Origin of the sequence: Paenibacillus sp. NRS-1781, assembly GCF_050467745.1 — a bacterium.
GTDB lineage: Bacteria > Bacillota > Bacilli > Paenibacillales > Paenibacillaceae > Paenibacillus > Paenibacillus terrae_A.
Genome location: NZ_JBITPI010000044.1, coordinates 252,391 through 271,959, shown reverse-complemented (window position 1 = coordinate 271,959; position 19,569 = coordinate 252,391). Strand labels below are relative to the sequence as shown.

General features: G+C 49.6%; 18 protein-coding genes. 1 reads left to right on the top strand and 17 read right to left on the bottom strand.

All coding sequences use genetic code 11. From position 1 onward, the window contains the following. Window positions 1-36: 36 nt before the first annotated feature. The 4 genes from ACIFO6_RS17055 to ACIFO6_RS17040 form a co-directional block, all read right to left on the bottom strand. Complete coding sequence (locus tag ACIFO6_RS17055) at window positions 37-324, bottom strand: stage VI sporulation protein F (RefSeq protein ID WP_430042178.1); 288 nt, start codon at window positions 322-324, stop codon at window positions 37-39. Window positions 325-435: 111 nt separating this feature from the next. Continuing rightward, the gene (gene recG / locus ACIFO6_RS17050) at window positions 436-2,484 is read right to left on the bottom strand and encodes an ATP-dependent DNA helicase RecG (RefSeq protein ID WP_430042245.1); all 2,049 of its coding nucleotides are present in this window, start codon (window positions 2,482-2,484) and stop codon (window positions 436-438) included. A gap of 1 nt (window position 2,485) precedes the next feature. Further along, window positions 2,486-3,355: a DegV family protein gene (locus tag ACIFO6_RS17045; RefSeq protein WP_430042176.1), complete on the bottom strand. Its 870-nt coding sequence runs from the start codon at window positions 3,353-3,355 to the stop codon at window positions 2,486-2,488. 48 nt (window positions 3,356-3,403) lie between these two features. Then, complete coding sequence (locus tag ACIFO6_RS17040; RefSeq protein ID WP_430042173.1) at window positions 3,404-5,188, bottom strand: DAK2 domain-containing protein; 1,785 nt, start codon at window positions 5,186-5,188, stop codon at window positions 3,404-3,406. A gap of 512 nt (window positions 5,189-5,700) precedes the next feature. Here ACIFO6_RS17040 and rpmB point away from each other — a divergent pair. Next, window positions 5,701-5,889: a 50S ribosomal protein L28 gene (rpmB, locus tag ACIFO6_RS17035; protein ID WP_014282288.1), complete on the top strand. Its 189-nt coding sequence runs from the start codon at window positions 5,701-5,703 to the stop codon at window positions 5,887-5,889. Window positions 5,890-6,115: 226 nt separating this feature from the next. Here rpmB and spoVM read toward each other — a convergent pair whose 3' ends face one another. From spoVM to coaBC, 13 genes are all read right to left on the bottom strand, one after another. Beyond that, entirely contained in the window at window positions 6,116-6,196 is an 81-nt protein-coding gene (spoVM, locus tag ACIFO6_RS17030; RefSeq protein ID WP_014282289.1) for a stage V sporulation protein SpoVM, read from the bottom strand. Window positions 6,197-6,339: 143 nt separating this feature from the next. Then, a complete protein-coding gene (locus tag ACIFO6_RS17025; protein ID WP_430042171.1) occupies window positions 6,340-6,591 on the bottom strand; it encodes a hypothetical protein in 252 nt (83 codons plus the stop codon). Further along, entirely contained in the window at window positions 6,588-7,256 is a 669-nt protein-coding gene (gene rpe, locus ACIFO6_RS17020; RefSeq protein WP_430042169.1) for a ribulose-phosphate 3-epimerase, read from the bottom strand. Before rpe ends, ACIFO6_RS17025 begins: the two co-directional genes overlap by 4 nt. A gap of 4 nt (window positions 7,257-7,260) precedes the next feature. Beyond that, window positions 7,261-8,178, bottom strand: coding sequence for a ribosome small subunit-dependent GTPase A (gene rsgA / locus ACIFO6_RS17015; protein ID WP_430042167.1), 918 nt, complete (start codon window positions 8,176-8,178; stop codon window positions 7,261-7,263). Between the two features lie 88 nt (window positions 8,179-8,266). Further along, complete coding sequence (gene pknB / locus ACIFO6_RS17010) at window positions 8,267-10,543, bottom strand: Stk1 family PASTA domain-containing Ser/Thr kinase (RefSeq protein WP_430042165.1); 2,277 nt, start codon at window positions 10,541-10,543, stop codon at window positions 8,267-8,269. Further along, window positions 10,540-11,316, bottom strand: a complete 777-nt coding sequence (locus tag ACIFO6_RS17005; protein WP_430042163.1) for a Stp1/IreP family PP2C-type Ser/Thr phosphatase — start codon at window positions 11,314-11,316, stop codon at window positions 10,540-10,542. Before ACIFO6_RS17005 ends, pknB begins: the two co-directional genes overlap by 4 nt. Window positions 11,317-11,322: 6 nt before the next feature. Then, window positions 11,323-12,363 (bottom strand): 23S rRNA (adenine(2503)-C(2))-methyltransferase RlmN, encoded by a 1,041-nt coding sequence (gene rlmN, locus ACIFO6_RS17000; RefSeq protein ID WP_025684218.1) that lies wholly within the window; start codon window positions 12,361-12,363, stop codon window positions 11,323-11,325. Then, window positions 12,344-12,478: a hypothetical protein gene (locus tag ACIFO6_RS16995; RefSeq protein WP_430042161.1), complete on the bottom strand. Its 135-nt coding sequence runs from the start codon at window positions 12,476-12,478 to the stop codon at window positions 12,344-12,346. The genes rlmN and ACIFO6_RS16995 overlap by 20 nt, the downstream gene beginning before the upstream one ends. A gap of 73 nt (window positions 12,479-12,551) precedes the next feature. Next, window positions 12,552-13,967 (bottom strand): 16S rRNA (cytosine(967)-C(5))-methyltransferase RsmB, encoded by a 1,416-nt coding sequence (gene rsmB / locus ACIFO6_RS16990; protein ID WP_430042159.1) that lies wholly within the window; start codon window positions 13,965-13,967, stop codon window positions 12,552-12,554. After that, a complete protein-coding gene (gene fmt, locus ACIFO6_RS16985; protein WP_430042157.1) occupies window positions 13,964-14,923 on the bottom strand; it encodes a methionyl-tRNA formyltransferase in 960 nt (319 codons plus the stop codon). Before fmt ends, rsmB begins: the two co-directional genes overlap by 4 nt. Window positions 14,924-14,929: 6 nt before the next feature. Next, window positions 14,930-15,427: a peptide deformylase gene (gene def / locus ACIFO6_RS16980; protein WP_025684221.1), complete on the bottom strand. Its 498-nt coding sequence runs from the start codon at window positions 15,425-15,427 to the stop codon at window positions 14,930-14,932. A 130-nt stretch (window positions 15,428-15,557) separates the two neighbouring features. Continuing rightward, window positions 15,558-18,179, bottom strand: coding sequence for a primosomal protein N' (gene priA, locus ACIFO6_RS16975; protein ID WP_430042154.1), 2,622 nt, complete (start codon window positions 18,177-18,179; stop codon window positions 15,558-15,560). Next, window positions 18,179-19,492 (bottom strand): bifunctional phosphopantothenoylcysteine decarboxylase/phosphopantothenate--cysteine ligase CoaBC, encoded by a 1,314-nt coding sequence (coaBC, locus tag ACIFO6_RS16970; RefSeq protein ID WP_430042151.1) that lies wholly within the window; start codon window positions 19,490-19,492, stop codon window positions 18,179-18,181. Before coaBC ends, priA begins: the two co-directional genes overlap by 1 nt. Window positions 19,493-19,569: the final 77 nt, after the last annotated feature.

Below are 19,569 nucleotides of genomic sequence, written 5' to 3'. Positions count from 1 at the left end.
TCAGAGAGATTTTAGAGACATCCTGCGTATGCCCAGTTAACGAAACATCCCCCACAGCTTGATCAGATGGAACGTATTAGACGGATCAATTTTTTGCGCCAGCACGAAGGCCGTCAATTGTTCTTCCTGTGCAGCTGTCAGCCGCTCGTTCAAAATAGTGGAAGTGGACTTCACAAGTTGACGTACCTTGGCTTTGTTTTGCAGGTCCACCTTGGTCACACCTTCGATCTGCTGCTTAACCCGCTCCTTGAGTGTACGATTTTTCATTTTCAACTTAATCCGCTCCACCAGTTGCGGACTGATTCCATATTGCTGATAGCTCAATGTTACCGCACCTCCCATATCATTCGGTCATTCCCAAATATATGACGGTCAGCCTGTCCATTGTGCCTATCTGTTTAAAACTACAAAAAAAACCTTATAATTCAAGGTGCATCAATCGATAAGATCTCCCTGGAAAATCTGCTCTTTTTGCAAATAGCCACGTAATGCTTCATACTGCGGAGATGTCCAAAAGGACGAATCCGCGATCAAACCAGTCGCATCCTCACGTGCCTTTTCCAGTACCTCAAAATCCGCTACCATATCTGCTAACCGAAACACGGGCAGCCCACTTTGCTTGGTACCGAAAAAGTCACCCGGCCCTCTCAAATCCAAGTCACGTCTAGCCACCTCAAAACCATCGTCCGTATCGGTCATAACCTTCATCCGCTCCTGACCCACCTCAGACTTGGGATCAGCGACCAGCACACAGTACGAGGCATGTGCACCCCGTCCGACACGTCCACGCAGCTGATGCAACTGGGACAAGCCAAAGCGGTCGGCATCCATAATGATCATTAGCGTCGCATTCGGCACGTCTACGCCCACCTCTACAACTGTCGTTGAAATGAGTAACTGGACTTCGTTGGCGTAGAAAGAACGCATAACCTCTTCCTTTTCAGCAGGAGTCATTCGCCCATGCAGCAAACCGACGCGGTAACGTGGAAAAGCCTGTTGCATTTGAATATGCAGATCAATGGCATTCTGTACATCCAGCTTCTCGGACTCCTCAATCAATGGGCAGATCAGATAAGCCTGCCGTCCCTGATCTACCTCACGGGAAATAAATCCGAGCACACGATCCATCAGCTCATGCTTTACCCAATACGTAGAAATCGGAATACGCCCCTTTGGCCGCTCTGACAACGTAGAGACATCCATATCGCCAAAAGCGGTGATCGCCAGCGTACGCGGAATCGGCGTTGCCGTCATCGTAAGAACGTCGGGATTATAGCCCTTGCGACGCAATATACTACGCTGATTTACACCAAACCTGTGCTGCTCATCCGTTACGACCAGCCCAAGCTGGCGGAAATACACATCTTCCTGAATAAGGGCATGCGTGCCCACCACAATATCCAGCAGACCCATCTGGAGCGAAGCCAGCAGTTCCTTACGCTTCTTCCCGGTTGTACTGCCCGTCAACAATCCCACGCTAATCCCAAACGGTTCAAATAACTTGTGAAGCGACCGCATATGCTGCTCAGCCAAAATTTCTGTTGGTACCATCAACGCCCCTTGAAAACCGGAACGCACCGTAGCAAACAAGCCGATGGCGGCAACCACGGTTTTACCTGACCCAACGTCCCCTTGAAGCAGACGGTTCATACAATAGGGCGAACGCAGGTCATGCAGTATTTCAAGCTCGACTTTCTTCTGAGCATCCGTCAGTTCAAACGGCAAGGCCCTCACAAATTCGCGAACCGTGGCATTATCCACCGTATGTACAACTCCGTCTGCCCGGCCGCGATTCAACGCACGGAATGCCTGCATTTTTAGCTGAAATAAAAACAGCTCTTCATACACCATCCGGCGACGGGCCTCTTGTCCCTCTCGATTGTCCTGAGGCTGGTGTATATCTGCAATAGCCTGCTTACGCGGCACCATACTGTATTTACGCACAATCGACTCCGGCAAAATTTCGGGAATCATTTCACCAAACTGCTGGAGTGTCTGGTTCATCATCTTGCGCATCCAGGTCTGCGTAATCTTGCCACCTACGGAGTACACAGGCTGAAGCGTTCCCGAACGAGTGACTCCTTTATCGGGAAACTCGGAATCCGAAACGGTCATCTGCATCCGCTTCAGGTCCCATTTGCCGGTCACGACAATTTCGCGGCCTGACGTTAGCTGCTCCTTCAAAAAATGACGATTGAACCATGTCGCTGTAAACATCCAATCCTCAGCCATCAATTTACAAGTCAATCTGGATTTGCGACCATAGCGCTGAAGCACCGGAATGCCCATAATTTTAGCCTGCACCGTGATCTTATCTCCGTCTTTTACTTCACTCAGCGAACGCAAACGGTAATCCTCATACCGGAACGGATAATATTCCAGCATGTCCTGTACATTAGAAATGCCAAAAGCGTGAAGCTCTCCTTCTTTGAGAGCACTCACGCCGTGTATTTGTTTTAAAGGTATTTGATCCAATTGCAGCATATTACCTCTCATCTCCGGCCGGCCATACAAAAATGCCAATCGTTCCTGGCCCTACATGAGCCCCAATCACAGCGCCAAGTTCGGTATATATTCGATCTCCCAGCTCAAAATGCTTTGCCAACTGAGCCTCGAACGCTTCTGCCACCGAGCGATCTGCCGTATGACCCACAGCGATATTAATTTTTTGGCCCTTTAAATCCCGCTCCAGCAGTTCAATAATTCGTGCTGTCGCTTTTTTATGTCCTCTCGCCTTATCAACCGAATAAATAATGCCTTCTTTGTCCATTGAGAGAATCGGCTTAATATTGAGCAGGGTGCCAATCATGGCTGCTGCTTTGCCGATACGCCCCCCTTTTTGCAAGTATTCCAGCGTATCCACCAGAAAATACAAGCAAAGACGTTCCTGACGATGCTCTAAAGCTTGAACGATATCAGCCGGGGAATGCCCGGAAGCCGCCAGCTCTGCCGCATAGACCACAAGCATACCATATCCGTACGAGGCCAATTTGGAATCTAGCACAGTTATTCTGTCTTCATGCTTCTCCAGCATGGATTTACCCAGCAGAGCGGACTGATACGTTCCACTCACGCCAGAAGACAAATGGATGGAAACGATCTGGCTGTCGGGATGTTGCTCCAACAGCGTCGTAAATGTCTCCAAAAAGCGGGCTGGTGAAGGCTGTGACGTCGTAGGCAGCCCATCAGCCCGTACCAGTTCGCTGTAAAACTGCGCAGCAGACATCTCAATGCCATCAAGGTAAGTTGTGCTGCCGAACATCACCGTCAGCGGCACAATGACTATATCGAGACGGTCTACCAGCTCCTGTGGAATATCAGCCGTGCTATCGGTCACAATGATGGTGTTGCTCATCGGTCCGACCTCCTTTTGTGGTGAACTTCTATGACGCTCTACAGCCCATCAAGTTTCCACCGAGAACAGGTAAGGATAAATCGGCTGACCGCCTTCATGAACTTCCACTTCTGCATCCGAGTAATTTTCTTCAAGCCATGCGACGAGCTGCTCTGTATCTCCTTGTTTTGCATCCGAACCTGTGAGAATCGTAACAATCTCATCGCCATTCACCAGCATTTTGGTCAGCAAAAGACGAGATGTTACAATTAACTGTTCCTCGGTAGCCACAATTTTGGAATCCTGAATACCGATATAATGGCCTGCCGTAATGTGCAGGTCATCAAGCGTAGTATCCCGTACCGCATAGGTTACCTGCCCAGATTTCACGCGGCTGACTGCGTCCCTCATGCTGTCCTGATTTGCCTCGAAGGCTTCTTCCTCCTGAAAAGCGAATGCCGCAGCAATGCCCTGAGGAATCGTTTTGCTGGGAATAACCGACACTAGGCGCTCCATCTCCAGCAGTTCACGGGCCTGCTCTGCCGCCAGAATAATATTGGAATTATTCGGCAGGATAAAAATGTGCTGAGCCGCAATCGAGCGAGCGGCATTAACGAAGTCTTCCGTACTCGGATTCATCGTCTGGCCACCGGAAAGGACAACATCCACACCCAAGCTTCTAAAAATATCAGCAATCCCTTCGCCCGAAGCCACTGCTATGAAACCATAGTGTGCCAGCTCATGAGCAGGTGGCTCAGATGGCTCCTCCTCACGTGCAGGCTCTGCTGGTATTTCGGCAAACCACTCAGGCTCAGGAGCGCCATCCATACCCGTAGACAACAAATCACGATGCTGCTCGCGCATATTCAGAATACGGATCTGTGTAATTTCCCCGTAACGAAGCGCCAGATTCAACACTTCGCCCGGAGCCTTGGAATGAACATGAACCTTAATAACATCATCGTCAGAAATAACAATGATAGAGTCTCCATCCACAGATAACGCTTTCCGGAAGGCTTCCTCATCAAAGTCCGTACCTTGGGCTTCTCCCAATTGTCGATTAATAAAAAATTCCATATCATATAAAAATTCAATATTTTCCGTTTCAAGCTTCGCCTGCGCCGAAATCGGTGCATCCGGTGAAGGAGCAACCGCATGCGCTGTCGGTCTCTCGGATATATGAGGAGTATAAGCAGTGCGTACATTCTCCCCTTTTACAATTGGAGCTGTCACCAAACCGCTTCCAAGATGCTGCATGAACCCTTCATAAATATACACAAGTCCTTGTCCACCCGAGTCCACAACCCCTACTTGCTTTAGTACCGGGAGCATGTCCTGCGTCATGGCAAGCGTTTCCTTCGCTTTGGCAAGCACTTCTTCCATCAGTTCAGTAATGTCATTTGTCCGGCGTGAAAAAAACACAGCATGCTTGGCCGCTTCCTTCGCCACGGTAAGAATTGTACCCTCCACCGGCTTAACCACCGCCTTGTAGGCCGCATCCACCCCGCTCTGCAATGCCGATGCGAACTGAAGGGTATTCATTTCCTCGTATGGGGCAGCGTAACGGCTAAAGCCACGAAACAACTGAGACAGGATAACCCCTGAATTGCCGCGGGCTCCCATCAGCAAACCTTTGGATAATATGCCGGACATGACACCGATGGAGGAAGAATCCCCCCTCATTAATTCTGTTACGCCCGCGCTCATCGTCAAATTCATGTTAGTTCCTGTGTCACCGTCCGGCACCGGAAATACATTAAGTGAATTGACGTGTTCCGCATGCTGCTGTAATTGTTCCGCCCCGGCTAAAACCATTGCGGTAAAATCTGTTCCATTCAAAGAACGATTACTCAAGAGAATTCCCCTTCCTAGCTTAATACAGTTGTTTTGCCATCAGCCTTCCGCACCATCATGTTCATCTGTGCGGACAGGTTTAATTGAATTATACTAAAGCCAGACGACGAATACGAATATCACACTTTCGTAAGCTTTTCGTACTCACGGCCTGATCAGCCTTCCACAGGTCATATATATGAAAAACCAGTCAACCACCCGACACTGAAACATCGGCTGGAATGATAAATATGGTTCCGCCTCTGATCTATCCGGCATGACTGGAATAAGATTTCACATTCCAACTATTACAAGAATAATCGCAGCAATAGCTATCCCATATTGTACTATAATGCGTAAGAGAAATAAATAAAGTTTTTGAATTGGTTGACGGAGCTTTTTTGACTATGATATTATATATAAGTATTGTTTTGTTCAGGTTAGTGACTTACAAAGTCCGACTGACCCAGTCGGCCTGAAGAGCGACCCGTTCCATACGGAACTTGGTTATTTTCAGAATAGGAGGTGGAATCATGTCTCGTAAATGTTCTGTAACAGGCAAAAAGCCTGGCACCGGTAACCACGTATCTCACGCTAACAACCGTAATCGCCGTACTTGGGGCGTCAACGTACAGAAAGTTCGTATTCTCGTTAACGGTAAACCGAAACGCGTTTATGTCAGCACTCGTGCATTGAAAGCCGGTAAAGTGACTCGCGTGTAGTCGCAAAAAAATAACGTTATAAACAAAAGGCACCTCGTTTTAAACGGGTGCTTTTTTGGTTATTCAAAATGTTACGTCCATTCGATCCATGATGTCAAAATGTCAGGCATCTTCCCGCGCGTTCCTGCCGTTTAATGCCGAGCTATCTGTCTGTTATTGTGCCCGGGAAGCATGCCCCTGCGTACCTTGCCTTCATTTTGCATCCTGTGTGTACGTTACGTGAAATTCAGCTTTTCTGGAATGTATTCAGAATGGCTTTGACGAATCCACCCAGAAATCTTGGTAGCTTGATTGTATAAAACTTCATGCTTCACCCTCCCCATCATCCTCGTGCATCCATTCTCTGTAGTTTATGCAACCTATCAAGGGTTGTTGCCATACAAAAAAAAGGCTACATGAGAATCCCGCTCATGTAACCATATTTATGCACATCCATCCCATGCTATACCATTAGACAAGCCCACGGGCATACAGATATGCTGAGAGTATGAAAATAAATAGGATATAATAAAGCACGCTGCTTATTACAAAGCCGATACGCAAACCGCGCCGTTCATTTTTACGAAAATAAAACAACACAATCAGAACGGCAACGAGTGAAAGAAGGGCATTCCAGGGAGCCTTCACCAGTGAGAAGCAACTTAGGATCACACCTGTCGCCATACTCGCCACCGTCATCCACAGCGCTTCGGTCAGCTTCACTCGGATAAATGAGCTGCACTGTCCCGAATAGAAGCAATAGCCGCTCCACGATCCGCTCTGCCGAATACCGCACTACCTGCCACCAGAACGTCAGCACCTGCTTCAAATACGGCTGGTGCCGTCTCCTCGGCAATGCCACCGTCTACCTCGATATGTACATCTGGACGGCCGATTTCATTCAACCATGTGCGAATCTGTCTGATTTTATCCAGCGTCTCCGGAATAAAAGACTGTCCTCCAAACCCAGGGTTAACTGTCATAACCAGAATCATATCTACATTTGGCAGCACTTCCTTGATCGCATATGGCGAAGTGCCCGGATTGAGGGCCACACCCGCAAGAGCACCTTGCTGCTTGATCAAATGAATAACCCCGTGCAGATGAACACAAGCCTCGGCATGAACGGTGACGATATTAGCTCCTGCCTTCACAAAATCGCCGATGTAACGTTCAGGATGCTCAATCATCAGATGAACATCCAGAGGAAGACTTGTATGTGGACGAATAGCCTGAACGATAGGAGGCCCTAAGGTAATGTTGGATACAAAATGACCATCCATAACATCCACATGAATCCAGTCTGCTCCTCCTGATTCAGCTTCCGCAACTTCACTGCCCAAACGGGCAAAATCAGCGGATAAAATCGACGGTGCTATTTTTAACATAGGCTCAGTACCTCCGCTTTTTTTCTTTTAACTCCTTATAAAACTGTAAGTAACTATCATACCGGCCCTGCGAAATATGTCCTTCTGACAAGGCCTCTCTCACTTTACAGTCAGGTTCGTGAATATGGGTACAACCTCTAAATTTACACTCATCAGCGTACGATTGGAATTCACGGAAACATGGGGATAACTCATCCACCCCCAGCTCCAAAAAATCCAGCTGGCTGAAACCCGGTGTATCTGCTACAAAACCGCCATTGTCGAGTGGAATTAATTCTACATGACGAGTCGTATGCCGTCCTCGGCCCAGCTTATTGCTAATGGCACTCGTCTCCAGCGTTAGGCCCGGTTCCAGCGCATTAAGCATGGAAGACTTCCCGACACCTGACTGTCCGGAAAACACGCTAATTTGACCCGCCAGCAGCTTCTTAAGCTCAGCCGTACCTTCCCCGGTACGAGCACTCGTCACCAGCACCTCATAACCAATCTTCCGGTACATTTCCTGAACAGCCAAAACCGTCTCATCCTCTGAAGGACTGCCCTCATACAAATCGCGCTTTGTCAGACAGATAATCGTATCCAGCCCGGCGTGCTCAATATGCACCAAAAATTTGTCCAGCAGAGGCAGATTTAAATCCGGCTCACGCAGGGAAAACAACAATACGGCAAGTGTAGTGTTAGCCACTGGCGGGCGAATGAGCTCCGTCGTGCGCTTCCGAATCTCATTAACCATACCTTCCCCGTTTTCAGTCAGTTCGTAAACGACCCGGTCGCCGACAAGCGGCGTAATCTCTTTTTTCTTAAAAATTCCGCGTGCTCTGCATTGTACCGTAGCTTCGCCGGATACCGGCCGCCCATTCTGATCCAGACTGGAGACATAATAATATCCGCTGAGCGCCTTGACGATCAGACCTTCAGGCATGTGTGAGCCTTCCTCCTTTATATGTTTAAGTTCCAAAATTGGGATGGTGAAAACGAATAACGTATGGTAATACTGACCTCTGGCAAGATTACCGATGCTTTACAGCCTCAATGACTTCACCCTGTTTTTTGTGGAGGCCCTTTCCCTTACCTGGATGGTTTGTGTGTTTAGCAGCAAACTCACCACGCGCTAGGCCCGTAGAACCCGTTTCGGGGGCAAGAGCAGACGGTTCACCGTTACTATTGGTACCATCCTGATTGCTTGGGTCCCCCCCGGTATTACCATCATTTGAAGTATCCCCGCTATTCCCTGGTTCGCCACTGCCATTCTGTGAAGAAGTACCATCTGGCATATCTGTCGGTGTAGTACCAGCAGGCGGAGCGATTTGAGGCATCGTCACCGTGCCATTCTTTGCATCAATATAAGAAACGGGATACGTATCGACAAATTGTCCATCTCTGTATACAGAGACCACACTATCCTTGTTCGGAGCTAGCAACAGATTAATAGTGAACACTTGTGTCGTATTAATCGTACGGCTTCCCCATTCCTGATTTTCTCCGCGTGCATCCGTATAAGTAATACGAATCTTGCTGTTTTTACCCTCTTCCTTCGGCGCGACTGGCACATCAAATGGCAGCGTAATCGCTTCTGGCGGATAACCAGTGCTTACATAAAACGTAATTTCTGTATTTGGAGGCAAATCACTGCCAGCCTCTGACGGCCACTGCTTGGTTACTTTTCCTTTTTCCTGCTCATAGCTGAATTCCTCTTTAATCGAGCCAACCTTCAAGCCCGCCTTTTTGACCTCATTTTCTGCTTCCTTCTGTGTATGCCCGACCAGATCTGGCATTTTCACTGTAGCAGCGCCCTTGCTGACCGTCAGCACCACCTGTACCGTATCCTTATCAAAGGACTCATTCGCCGCCGGGGTCTGACTAAGGACGGTTCCTTCCGCCTTGTCACTGAACTGCTCATTCCGCTGAATCTGTGTCTCCTTAATTTGCTGGGAGGTCAACAGCTTGACAGCATCATCATAGCTCTGCCCTTTAACATCCGGCATCGGGGTAAGTGGCTTGGCAATCCCGACTTTCAGCTCAATTTCTGTTCCCTTCTTAACCACAGAATTCTCTGGATAGCTCTGATAGAAAACAATTCCAGGCGCAACCCCATCCTTATACTCACGCTTAATCGGATCCCTAATAACCAACCCGGACTTACTGATCAGCACTTTGGCCTGATCCTCGGTTTTGGTCAACACATTCGGCACTTCAACGTCAGGGACGACGAGCAAATTTTGCACATAGTACACTACGCCCCCCATGCAAAGAAGTAACACAAGCACCAGCGTTATCCATAAGATCGGCTTTTTTTTACTTTTTTTAGCCGTCTGCTTGCTCTGAGGCTTTTCAGAATTTCCAGATTGTGCAGGCACGTCGTCTCCATTGGAGGACATTCCCATTTGCTGAGGCTTAATAGCCGGAATAACCCGTGTTTGATCCTCATCGTCCAAATGTGTAAATTCCAGTTTGGATTCATTACGTCGTCCTGGCAACAGGCATGTCTCCAAATCTTTTAACATTTCATCCGCTGATTGATAACGTTCCTCCGGATTTTTGCGCATGGATTTTAAAATGACGTTTTCCACACTTTGCGGAATCAGCGGATTAATTTTGCGTGGTTCCTCAAACTCCTCTTGCAAATGCTTAAGTGCTACACTGATCGGGCTTTCCCCCAGAAAAGGGAGTTGCGCCGTCAGCATTTGGTATAAAACAATCCCAAGAGAATATAAGTCCGATTTCTCGCCGGTGACGATTCCCTTCGCATGCTCAGGTGAAAAGTAATGGACGGAGCCCACGACAGAGCCTGTCTGGGTAATCGTCGTTGACGTGACAGCTCTAGCAATCCCAAAATCGGTTACCTTAACCCGTCCGTTGCGCCCGATCAATATGTTATGCGGTTTAATGTCCCGGTGAATAATTTGATTTTGGTGAGCATGTTCCAGCGCATCACAAATTTGAGAAGCGATTCGTACCGCTTCATCCACTTGCAGCGGAGCACGTTCCTTAATGATTTCGTTCAGATTTTTGCCCTCCACGCACTCCATTACAATATAATGGATTTCATCCTCTTGGCCGACATCATAAATACTGACCACATTCGGATGGGAAAGCGAGGCCGCAGACTGCGCCTCACGCCGAAACCGGCGAATAAATTCATCATCATGAACAAATTGCTGACGCAGCACCTTGACCGCCACATTACGATTCAGCAAAATGTCTTGAGCCCTGTACACCAGCGCCATACCGCCGCCGCCGATACGCTCAATAATTTCGTATCTTCCCCCAAGCAGGTGCCCGATCATGCGTCACACCCCTTTTCACTCAACGAAACTGTGTCATCGGGCAATTCAAACAAAGCTACCGTGATGTTATCGTCGCCTCCGGCAAGCAGTGCCAGATGCAGCAGACGATCTGCTCGTTCCTCCAGAGGATTCTCGGCGGCACCTACTACTTTACTAATTTGCTCCTCTGTCACCAGATTGCTTAGCCCGTCGCTGCACAGTAACAGTACATCGCCTTTTTCCAGGGAAATGGAGTCCATATCCACCTGCACCTCGGAATCAGTACCCAGCGCCCGTGTTAACACATTGCGTCGAGGGTGGTTCTCCCGCTCTTCCTTGCTGATCTGGCCATTTTTGAATAACTCATTGACCAGCGTGTGATCTTCCGTAATCTGACGTACCGCCCCTTTAGAAATCACATAGGCACGGCTGTCCCCGATATGTCCGATAATCCCGGAGGCATCGTTAAGCAAAACGGCTACAACCGTTGTTCCCATATTATGATACTTGTCATCGTGGGCAGCCGTCTGGAAGATGACTTCATTAGCATGCAAAATAGCGTCGCTAAGCGCCGCTGTCAAAGAATGCGCGGATAACCCGCTCTCCAGCGTCACCAAATCAGCGGCAAGTGTCTCAACCGCAAGGCGGCTGGCCGTATCACCGGCCAAATGCCCCCCCATGCCATCGGCAACAATTCCAAGAATGTATCCCTGCTCCAAGTGCCTGATCCAGGCAGAATCCTCATTCACCGAACGTACACGTCCGACGTGGCTGACATGAACTGTTTTGATCAAATGGTCTCACCCCAACTCCATATGCTTTGCACGCAACTGGCCGCACGCAGCGGCGATATCATGACCCTGCTCGCGCCGGATCGTCACATTGACGCCTTTCTCGGCAAGAATGCGCTGGAAATTAAAAATATCGCTGCGCGATGTGCGCACATACTTGCGCTCAGGCACATGGTTAACTGGAATCAGGTTGACGTGGCACAGCATGTCCTTCAGCACGTCCGCCAGTTCTTCAGCATGTTCCGCCTGATCATTCACTCCACCAATCAAGGCATATTCAAACGAAATTCTCCGGCCTGTTTTAGCAAGATAGTAACGAAGCGATTCCATAACATCCTGAAAAGGATAACGCCGATTTACAGGCATCAGCTTGGAACGAAGCGCATCATTAGGCGCATGAATGGATATTGCCAGATTAATCTGGGTATCCTCGTCCGCAAATTTGTAAATATTCGGCACGATACCGCTGGTCGACACCGTGATGTGACGCTGACCAATATTCAGACCCTTTTCATGAATCATCGTACGCAAAAATGTCATGGTCGCTTCATAGTTTTCAAAAGGCTCACCCGAACCCATAATGACGATGCTGCTCACACGTTCATTCGTCTTATCCAAAATTTTCTGTGCCTGAACGACCTGCGCGGTAATTTCGCCGGCGGTCAGGTTACGTTTGAGTCCGCCAAGCGTCGAAGCGCAAAATGTACAGCCGATCCGGCAGCCCACTTGAGTCGTTACACAAATACTGTTTCCGTAATTGTGTCTCATAATAACTGTCTCGATAGCATGATCATCATGCAGACCAAACAGGAATTTTACCGTACCGTCCTTCGACTCCAGCTTTGTAATTTCATGAAGCGTCACAAAGCTGAACTGGTCCTCAAGCTTCTCTCTCAGCGACTTGGACAAATTCGTCATCTCACTGAAATCATTGACCCGCTTCACATACAGCCAATCAAAAATTTGTCCTCCGCGAAAAGCAGGCTCGCCATTACGCTTGGCCCAGTCCTGCAACTCCTCCAGAGTTAAATCATATATAAAAGGTTTCATCAATGTTTGCACCCGTTCCTTCTTCATTAAGTTCTGTTTCATTCTCACAGACAGTGTTTTTCATTCTTCCTATTTTAGCACAAATCCCTGAGGGGGTAAAAATTTTTCCTCCCAATGCAAAAACCGCCGGATGATGCCCGGCGGAATGTGGAAATGTTGGTGGTTGACTGCCTTCGGAATTCTTACGACTATTTCATCCGGCGTAAACGCGCGATATAAAATCCGTCGCTGTGAAAATGCTGTGGCAACAGCTGTATCGTGCCGCGCTGTGCATGATCCATGCCATCAGCTACGTCTGATAAGAAATGTCCCTCTGCCAGCTCATATTCGGGATGGTCACTTAAAAAACGGGTGATTTGCCCTTCATTTTCATCTGGTTCAATCGTGCATGTACTGTACACCAGAATACCGCCCGGCTTCAAAAGCCCGGCTACGCTGTCCAGCAGTTCATGCTGGAGCTGCGTGATGTCACGAACATCCTGGATAGTTTTACTCCAGCGCAAGTCAGGCTTGCGGCGGATCACTCCAAAACCGGAGCATGGCGCGTCCAGCAAGACGCGGTCAAATGATGCCGGAGCATAACGATTTTTCAGCTCAAGTGCGTCCCCGGTGACCGTTTCCACGGCATCCAGCCCTAGCCGATCTGCCTGTTCCTGGATTAGCCGATGTTTGTGAGCATGCAGATCGTTGGCGATAATCCGGCCCTGATCCTTCATTAACTCAGCCATATGAGCTGTTTTGCCGCCTGGAGCAGCGCAGCAATCCAGTACCAGCATATCCGGCTCAGGCGCAACCGCCTCGGCGACGAGCATGGAGCTTTCGTCCTGCACGGACAGCAAACCGTCTGTATACCAAGAAGTGAGCGCCATATTTCCGCCGCTGCGAACGACAATTCCGTAAGGGCTAACCCCCGATGGAACAGCATCCATCCCTTTCGCAAGCATCTCGTTCAAGAGTTGATCACGACTGGTCATTGTCGTATTCACCCGCACGCTGACCGCAGGTGGCTCATTATTAGCGCAGCAGATGGCTTCCGCAATATCCACACCGTATTGCTTAATCCAGCGCTTGACCAGCCACTGCGGATGGGAATGCTCCAATGCAATCCGTTCCTCGGCTGACAGCCCGTCCGGAATGCGCAGCTTGTCTGGCTCACGCAGCATGCTGCGCAACACGCCGTTGACCATCCCTGAAATCCCCTGGTGTCCGCGACGCTTGGCAATGGTCACTGCTTCACTAACGACTGCATGATCCGGAATCCGATCCAGATATACGATCTGATACACACTCATTCGCAGCAACGAACGTACCCAAGCCTGGAGCTTGGCCGTTCCTTTCTGAACAAACTTGTTGAGAAAATAATCCAGCGTATTCCGGCGTGCAACCGTACCATATACAAGTTCCGTGGCCAAGCCAGCGTCACTCGCGGACAAGCCCGCCTGTTGAAGCCGACGGTTCAGCTCAAGGTTGCTATATGCACCCTCCTGCTCAACTCCCGTCAGCACGTCCAACGCAACTTCCCTAGCCGTCTGGTTACGGGTCTTGCCTGCTCTTGCACCAGCGTCCCTGCCATGGCCTCCCTGACGGGAGTGACCGCCGCTCACCCGAGCACCGTGCCCAGCTTCATCTGACCGCCACGAGCAAAGTTCCCGGCTTCCATAACCTTCTTGCCTGCCGGCTGCACCTGTGTCAGCCAGAGCGTGCCCTTGCCCGTCTGCACCTCAATACCATGTGCAGTCAATTGCAGAACTGTCCCGGGTGCTGGAGCATTTGCACCAGCCGCTTCAATATGGATGGAAGGCTGCTCAGCCGCCCATATTTTAAAAACATTTTCTTCCCACAGCGTAAATGCACCTGAAAACGGAACCAGCCCGCGAATCCGGTTGTATATTTGTTGCGCACTGTCATTCCACGGAATACGCTCATCGTCGCGGTTCAGGTTCGGAGCATAGGTTGCCTCAGCATCGTTTTGCGGCGTACGACCCGATTGCCCTGCCAGCAGCTTGGGCAGCTCATCCTGTAAAAGCTTCGACCCAGCTATGCTCAGCTTCTCAAAAATCGTACCGGATGTATCCTCCGGTTCAATAGCAACCTCTACCCGGGATATCATATCGCCGGTATCCAGTCCTTCCGCCATATACATCAGTGTCACGCCCGTAACGGTTTCGCCGTTAATAATGGCACGCTGGATTGGCGCCCCTCCCCGATAACGGGGAAGCAGCGAACCATGTACATTAAGACAGCCGAAACGGGGCAAGTCCAATACGGATTTAGGCAAAATCTGCCCATAAGCCGCTGTCACGATCAGATCCGGACGCAGCTCCGCCACCTGAGCCACCGCATCCGGCTGGCGTAAGCGGGTTGGTTGAAGCACGGGCAACCCGCGCTTCTCCGCCGCTTCCTTGACTGGTGTAGGCGTTAATATTTTTTTCCGTCCCTGCGGCTTATCCGGCTGCGTAATGACACCTACTATATTATAGCCATTGTCCAGCAGCATGTTTAACGAAGGCACAGCGAAATCGGGCGTGCCCATAAAGACGATACGAATGTCCTGACTCATCGAACCTCACTCTCCTGTCTGACGGTTCGGTCCTGGCTGTTCCGGAGCAACCTCATATACTTTTTCCGCAATATCCGTAAATAAAACTCCGTTCAAATGGTCAATTTCATGTTGAAAAGCACGAGAAAGCAATCCTGTCGCTGTAACCGTAATCGCCTTACCCTCACGGTCCAGCCCCTTGACGGTAACCTTCTCGGCACGACGTACATCCCCATTTAACCCAGGAATACTCAAGCAGCCCTCAGCACCAAATTGCTCGCCTTCTTCGGACACAATTTCAGGGTTAATCATTTTAATTAAACCATGCTCATCCCCGGCATCCACAACGATTAGACGCTTCAAAATACCTACTTGTGGAGCTGCAAGGCCCACTCCCTCAGCTTCATACATGGTATCTGCCATATCGTCGAGCAGCTTTTGCACGTTAGGCGTAATTTTAGTAACTTCCTTTGCTACTTTGTGCAGTACATCATCCGGTTCCAACACTATAATTCTAATTGACATGACAATAGAACACCTTCCTCTTTATCCTTCATTTGAGCTTCGTCGTATTCACAACAAGCGCGACTGCTACATTATCCTATGTACGGACGGCTTGTCCGCATTAACTGTACCGAAAACTTTTGCGCATACGCTACATAAGCATTTGCGGATCGACATCCAGACTGACCAGCAGCTTTTGGGCCTGTGCGGATTCCGCCATTTCATCAGCTACCTGCTGGGCCAGACCAATTGCGTCTATATTTCCACGCCATTTTATCATACATTGAAATCGGTATCTATTCTTGATTCTCGAAATCGGTGAAGCCACGGGTCCCAAAATGTCAAGCACATCCGATGTAAGCCGGTCCATATTGCCCAACCAGCCCCTTTGTTTTGCCCTCCCCTGTAGAGTAGCTGAATAGTTCTCAGCCAATCGAACCAGTACCGGGAGCTGTTCATGAGAAAAAGTCACCAAAATGAGACGGCAATACGGTGGATAATGTAGATTACGGCGGTGTTTTAACTCTTCCCTGACAAAAGAACCGTAGTCGTGCCGACTCGCGTGAATAACCGAATAATGCTCCGGCGTATAGGTTTGCACGAACACTTCCCCAGGCAATTGATGCCTCCCGGCGCGTCCAGCTACCTGTGTTAACAACTGAAATGTCTTTTCAGCAGCCCGAAAATCCGGTAAATTAAGCGCCGAATCCGCAGTGATCACACCTACCAGCGTTACATCCGGAAAGTCCAGCCCTTTGGCAACCATTTGGGTGCCGAGCAGTACATCCGCTTTTTTATCACGAAATTGCTTGAGCAGCTTTTCATGGGCATTTTTCTCCGTCGTTGTATCGACGTCCATCCTCACGACACGTATACCGGGAAACAGCTTTGCCAGTTCCTCTTCCACTCGCTGAGTACCTGTGCCAAAGTAGCGAATATGCTCACTACCGCATTCCGGGCAAACCTGAGGCACGGACTCAGAATAACCGCAGTAATGGCAACGTAAATTGTTTGACCGCTGATGATATGTGAGCGAAATATCACAATGCGGGCAACCCGCCACATAACCGCAGCTACGGCACATGACGAACGTGGAATGTCCGCGCCGATTCAGCAGCAATACGGTCTGTTCCTTGCGCTCCAGCCGCTCTGCGATTCCGTTATGCAATGCGCGGCTGAACATGGAACGGTTACCAGCACGTAGTTCCTCGCGCATATCCATGATATGCACCTCGGGTAATGAGTTCCCTAGTGCGCGAGTCTGCATTTCAAGCAGCAACGGCGCAAACTCGTCATTGCTTTGCGAGCGGGCCGCGTAATAGCTCTCCAGCGACGGCGTAGCCGAGCCAAGAATAACCACAGCCCTATGCTGATGGGCTCTGCGTACAGCCACGTCACGCGCGTGGTATTTGGGTGTCTCTTCCTGCTTATAGGAGGTTTCATGCTCCTCATCCATAATAATAAGGCCAAGTTCACGAAAAGGCGCAAATACAGCCGAACGGGCGCCAATCGCCACCTTCACACGGCCTTCGCGTATTTTGCGCCACTCGTCGTAACGTTCGCCTCCGGACAGTCTGCTGTGCATCACCGCGACCTGATCACCAAAGCGACCTTTAAAACGCTCTACCATTTGCGGTGTTAACGATATTTCCGGAACAAGCACAATCGCCTGACGATTCTGCTCAATACAGCGTTGAATCGTCTGTAGATAAATTTCCGTTTTACCACTGCCCGTAACTCCATGCAGCAAATAAGCTCCTTGCTCACGCGTATCCAGCTGCCGGATGATCCGTTCATACACATATTGCTGCTCTTCGGTGAGCGGCAACGGCTTCGTAGGCTTGAAGTTTCTACCCCGATAAGGGTCGCGGAACACCTCTACATCCTCAAGCACCGCATAGCCCTTATCCTCCAGCGCCTTGACCGTTGCGGCTGATACACTGAGCGAGGTCATAACTTCCTTCAGCGGCAGGGGCAGAAACTCGCTACGTTCCAGCAAAAAAGCAAGTACCTCCCGCTGACGCTGCGCTTTGGCGGAAAACTGTTCCAGCGCCGCTGATGCCTCTTCTATGCCGATAGCCAAATCCACGGCCTTCATGGTCTTCTTGCCAAGCTTGTCCTTAATAACCTGACTCTCCTGAAGCACCCCCCGGCGCAACAGCGATTTAATAATCTCTGCTTCTTCGGGGAAACGGCGGCTTAGCTGCTGAAGCGGGACTTGCTCCTTCTCCTGAATAAAGCTGACAATCTGGCGTTCAGCCGGGTCACTCATACCATCGTCGGTCAGAAGAGCCCATTCGGGTTCTCCCCTCATATCCGGCCGCATGGCTCGATGTGTATCTGCATCTGAACTGTAATTCAAAACGTCAGCAGCAGGCAGATGATCTGTGAACTCATGCTGCTCAGCGATAGAAATATAACGTTCGGCCTTGCCCTTTAACGCTGTAGGAATCATCACTTGCAGCGCCATAATTTGATTACAGGCATAGCGTTCGCTTATCCATTTACCCAGTTCTACCAGATCCGGAGACAGGGGCGGTACCAAATCCAGCAGCTCCTGTATCGCCCTCATCCGATATTTCGGCGGCTCCTCGGCCGGTACTACCGAAATGACAAAAGCCTGCACCGTCCGTTTGCCGAACGGCACTGCAACCCGGCTACCCGGCTCAATCCATGGCCGCATCGACTCAGGAATCAGATAATCGAAAGTACGATCCGTATCCTTGGCGGGCACATCTACAATAACTTTGGCAACTAAATTGCCTATTTCCATTAATGCAACACCCCACCCATACGTCCAGCCGCTATCGTAAGGAGCTTACGCGCTACTTCTTCCTTTGACTGCATAGGAATACGTTCTACCATTCCGCCACGGTCATAAATGTGTACAGCGTTCGTATCGACGCCAAAGCCTGCACCGTCAGCGGTCACGTCGTTAGCTGCGAGAAGATCACAATTTTTTCGCTCCAGCTTATCCATGGCATACGTCTCCAGGTTCCCAGTTTCCGCAGCAAAGCCGATTAAAAATTGATGCTTCTTGCTCCGTCCAAGTGATTCCAGAATATCAACATTCTTCACTAACTCCAGCGTAAATGTACTATCCTTCTTCTTGATCTTGGTCAGTGCCACCTCACGCGGTCGATAGTCTGCAACCGCAGCAGCCATCACGACCAAATCGCTCTCTTCCCACTGTCTGAGCACAACGCTATACATGTCGTCAGCGGACTGAACTTTTTCAATCGAAATGCCCACAGGAGGCTCCGCGCTTGTATTAGCAGCAATCAAATGCACATCAGCACCCAACTCCTGAGCCACTTTTGCGATGGCAAAGCCCATTTTACCGGAAGAATCATTCGTTATATAACGTACCGGATCAATCCTCTCGATCGTGCCCCCAGCAGTTACAATCACTTTCTTGCCTGACAGCAGCCGTTCATCACCATTCAGCAGCGAACCTTGCGATTGTCCACCCGAATCCACAGCTTCTCCGCCAAACCAACGTGGCTCCTGTTTGTTGGTGACTCCCTTACTTTCCTGCTCTTGCTGTTCAAAATATCGTTCTACCGTTTGTACGATGGTTTCAGGCTCTTCCAGCCGCCCTTTGCCAACATAACCACAAGCCAGCAATCCTTCACCCGGTTCAATCATCATGACACCGCGGGATACGAGCGTCTCCATGTTTTGCATTACTGCGGGATGAGTATACATATGCACGTTCATAGCTGGTGCTACCATGACAGGTGCTGTCGTAGCCAGCAAAGTTGTGGACAGCATATCATCAGCGAGTCCATTCGCCATTTTCCCGATGATATTCGCGGTTGCAGGAGCAACCAGCACCAGATCTGCCTTGTCCGCCAGATGAATATGGGATACGACGGAAGGTTCTCTTTCATCAAACGTGTCACTGTATACCGGATTACGAGAGAGCGACTGAAGCGTAAGCTCGGTAATAAACTCCTTCGCGGATGCCGTCATAATGACATGAACCTCGGCTCCCTTTTGCGTTAGCTTACTACACAGCGCAGCCCCTTTATAAGCGGCAATTCCGCCGGTAATACCAAGAATAATAACTTTCCCCTTCAACATCGTTAACTCCCCCTGACCGAAAAAAATAACAACCTTGCGGTTGTCAAAGAAATTGGCATTGCGCCCGGTTATAATAA

Coding starts and splice junctions, on each gene's coding strand:
- recG (WP_430042245.1), bottom strand. CDS start 2,484: ATGCTGCAATTGGATCAAATACCTTTAAAACAAATACACGGCGTGAGT.
- ACIFO6_RS17045 (WP_430042176.1), bottom strand. CDS start 3,355: ATGAGCAACACCATCATTGTGACCGATAGCACGGCTGATATTCCACAG.
- rpmB (WP_014282288.1), top strand. CDS start 5,701: ATGTCTCGTAAATGTTCTGTAACAGGCAAAAAGCCTGGCACCGGTAAC.
- spoVM (WP_014282289.1), bottom strand. CDS start 6,196: ATGAAGTTTTATACAATCAAGCTACCAAGATTTCTGGGTGGATTCGTC.
- rpe (WP_430042169.1), bottom strand. CDS start 7,256: ATGTTAAAAATAGCACCGTCGATTTTATCCGCTGATTTTGCCCGTTTG.
- rsgA (WP_430042167.1), bottom strand. CDS start 8,178: ATGCCTGAAGGTCTGATCGTCAAGGCGCTCAGCGGATATTATTATGTC.
- pknB (WP_430042165.1), bottom strand. CDS start 10,543: ATGATCGGGCACCTGCTTGGGGGAAGATACGAAATTATTGAGCGTATC.
- rlmN (WP_025684218.1), bottom strand. CDS start 12,363: ATGAAACCTTTTATATATGATTTAACTCTGGAGGAGTTGCAGGACTGG.
- fmt (WP_430042157.1), bottom strand. CDS start 14,923: ATGAGTCAGGACATTCGTATCGTCTTTATGGGCACGCCCGATTTCGCT.
- def (WP_025684221.1), bottom strand. CDS start 15,427: ATGTCAATTAGAATTATAGTGTTGGAACCGGATGATGTACTGCACAAA.
- priA (WP_430042154.1), bottom strand. CDS start 18,179: ATGGAAATAGGCAATTTAGTTGCCAAAGTTATTGTAGATGTGCCCGCC.
- coaBC (WP_430042151.1), bottom strand. CDS start 19,492: ATGTTGAAGGGGAAAGTTATTATTCTTGGTATTACCGGCGGAATTGCC.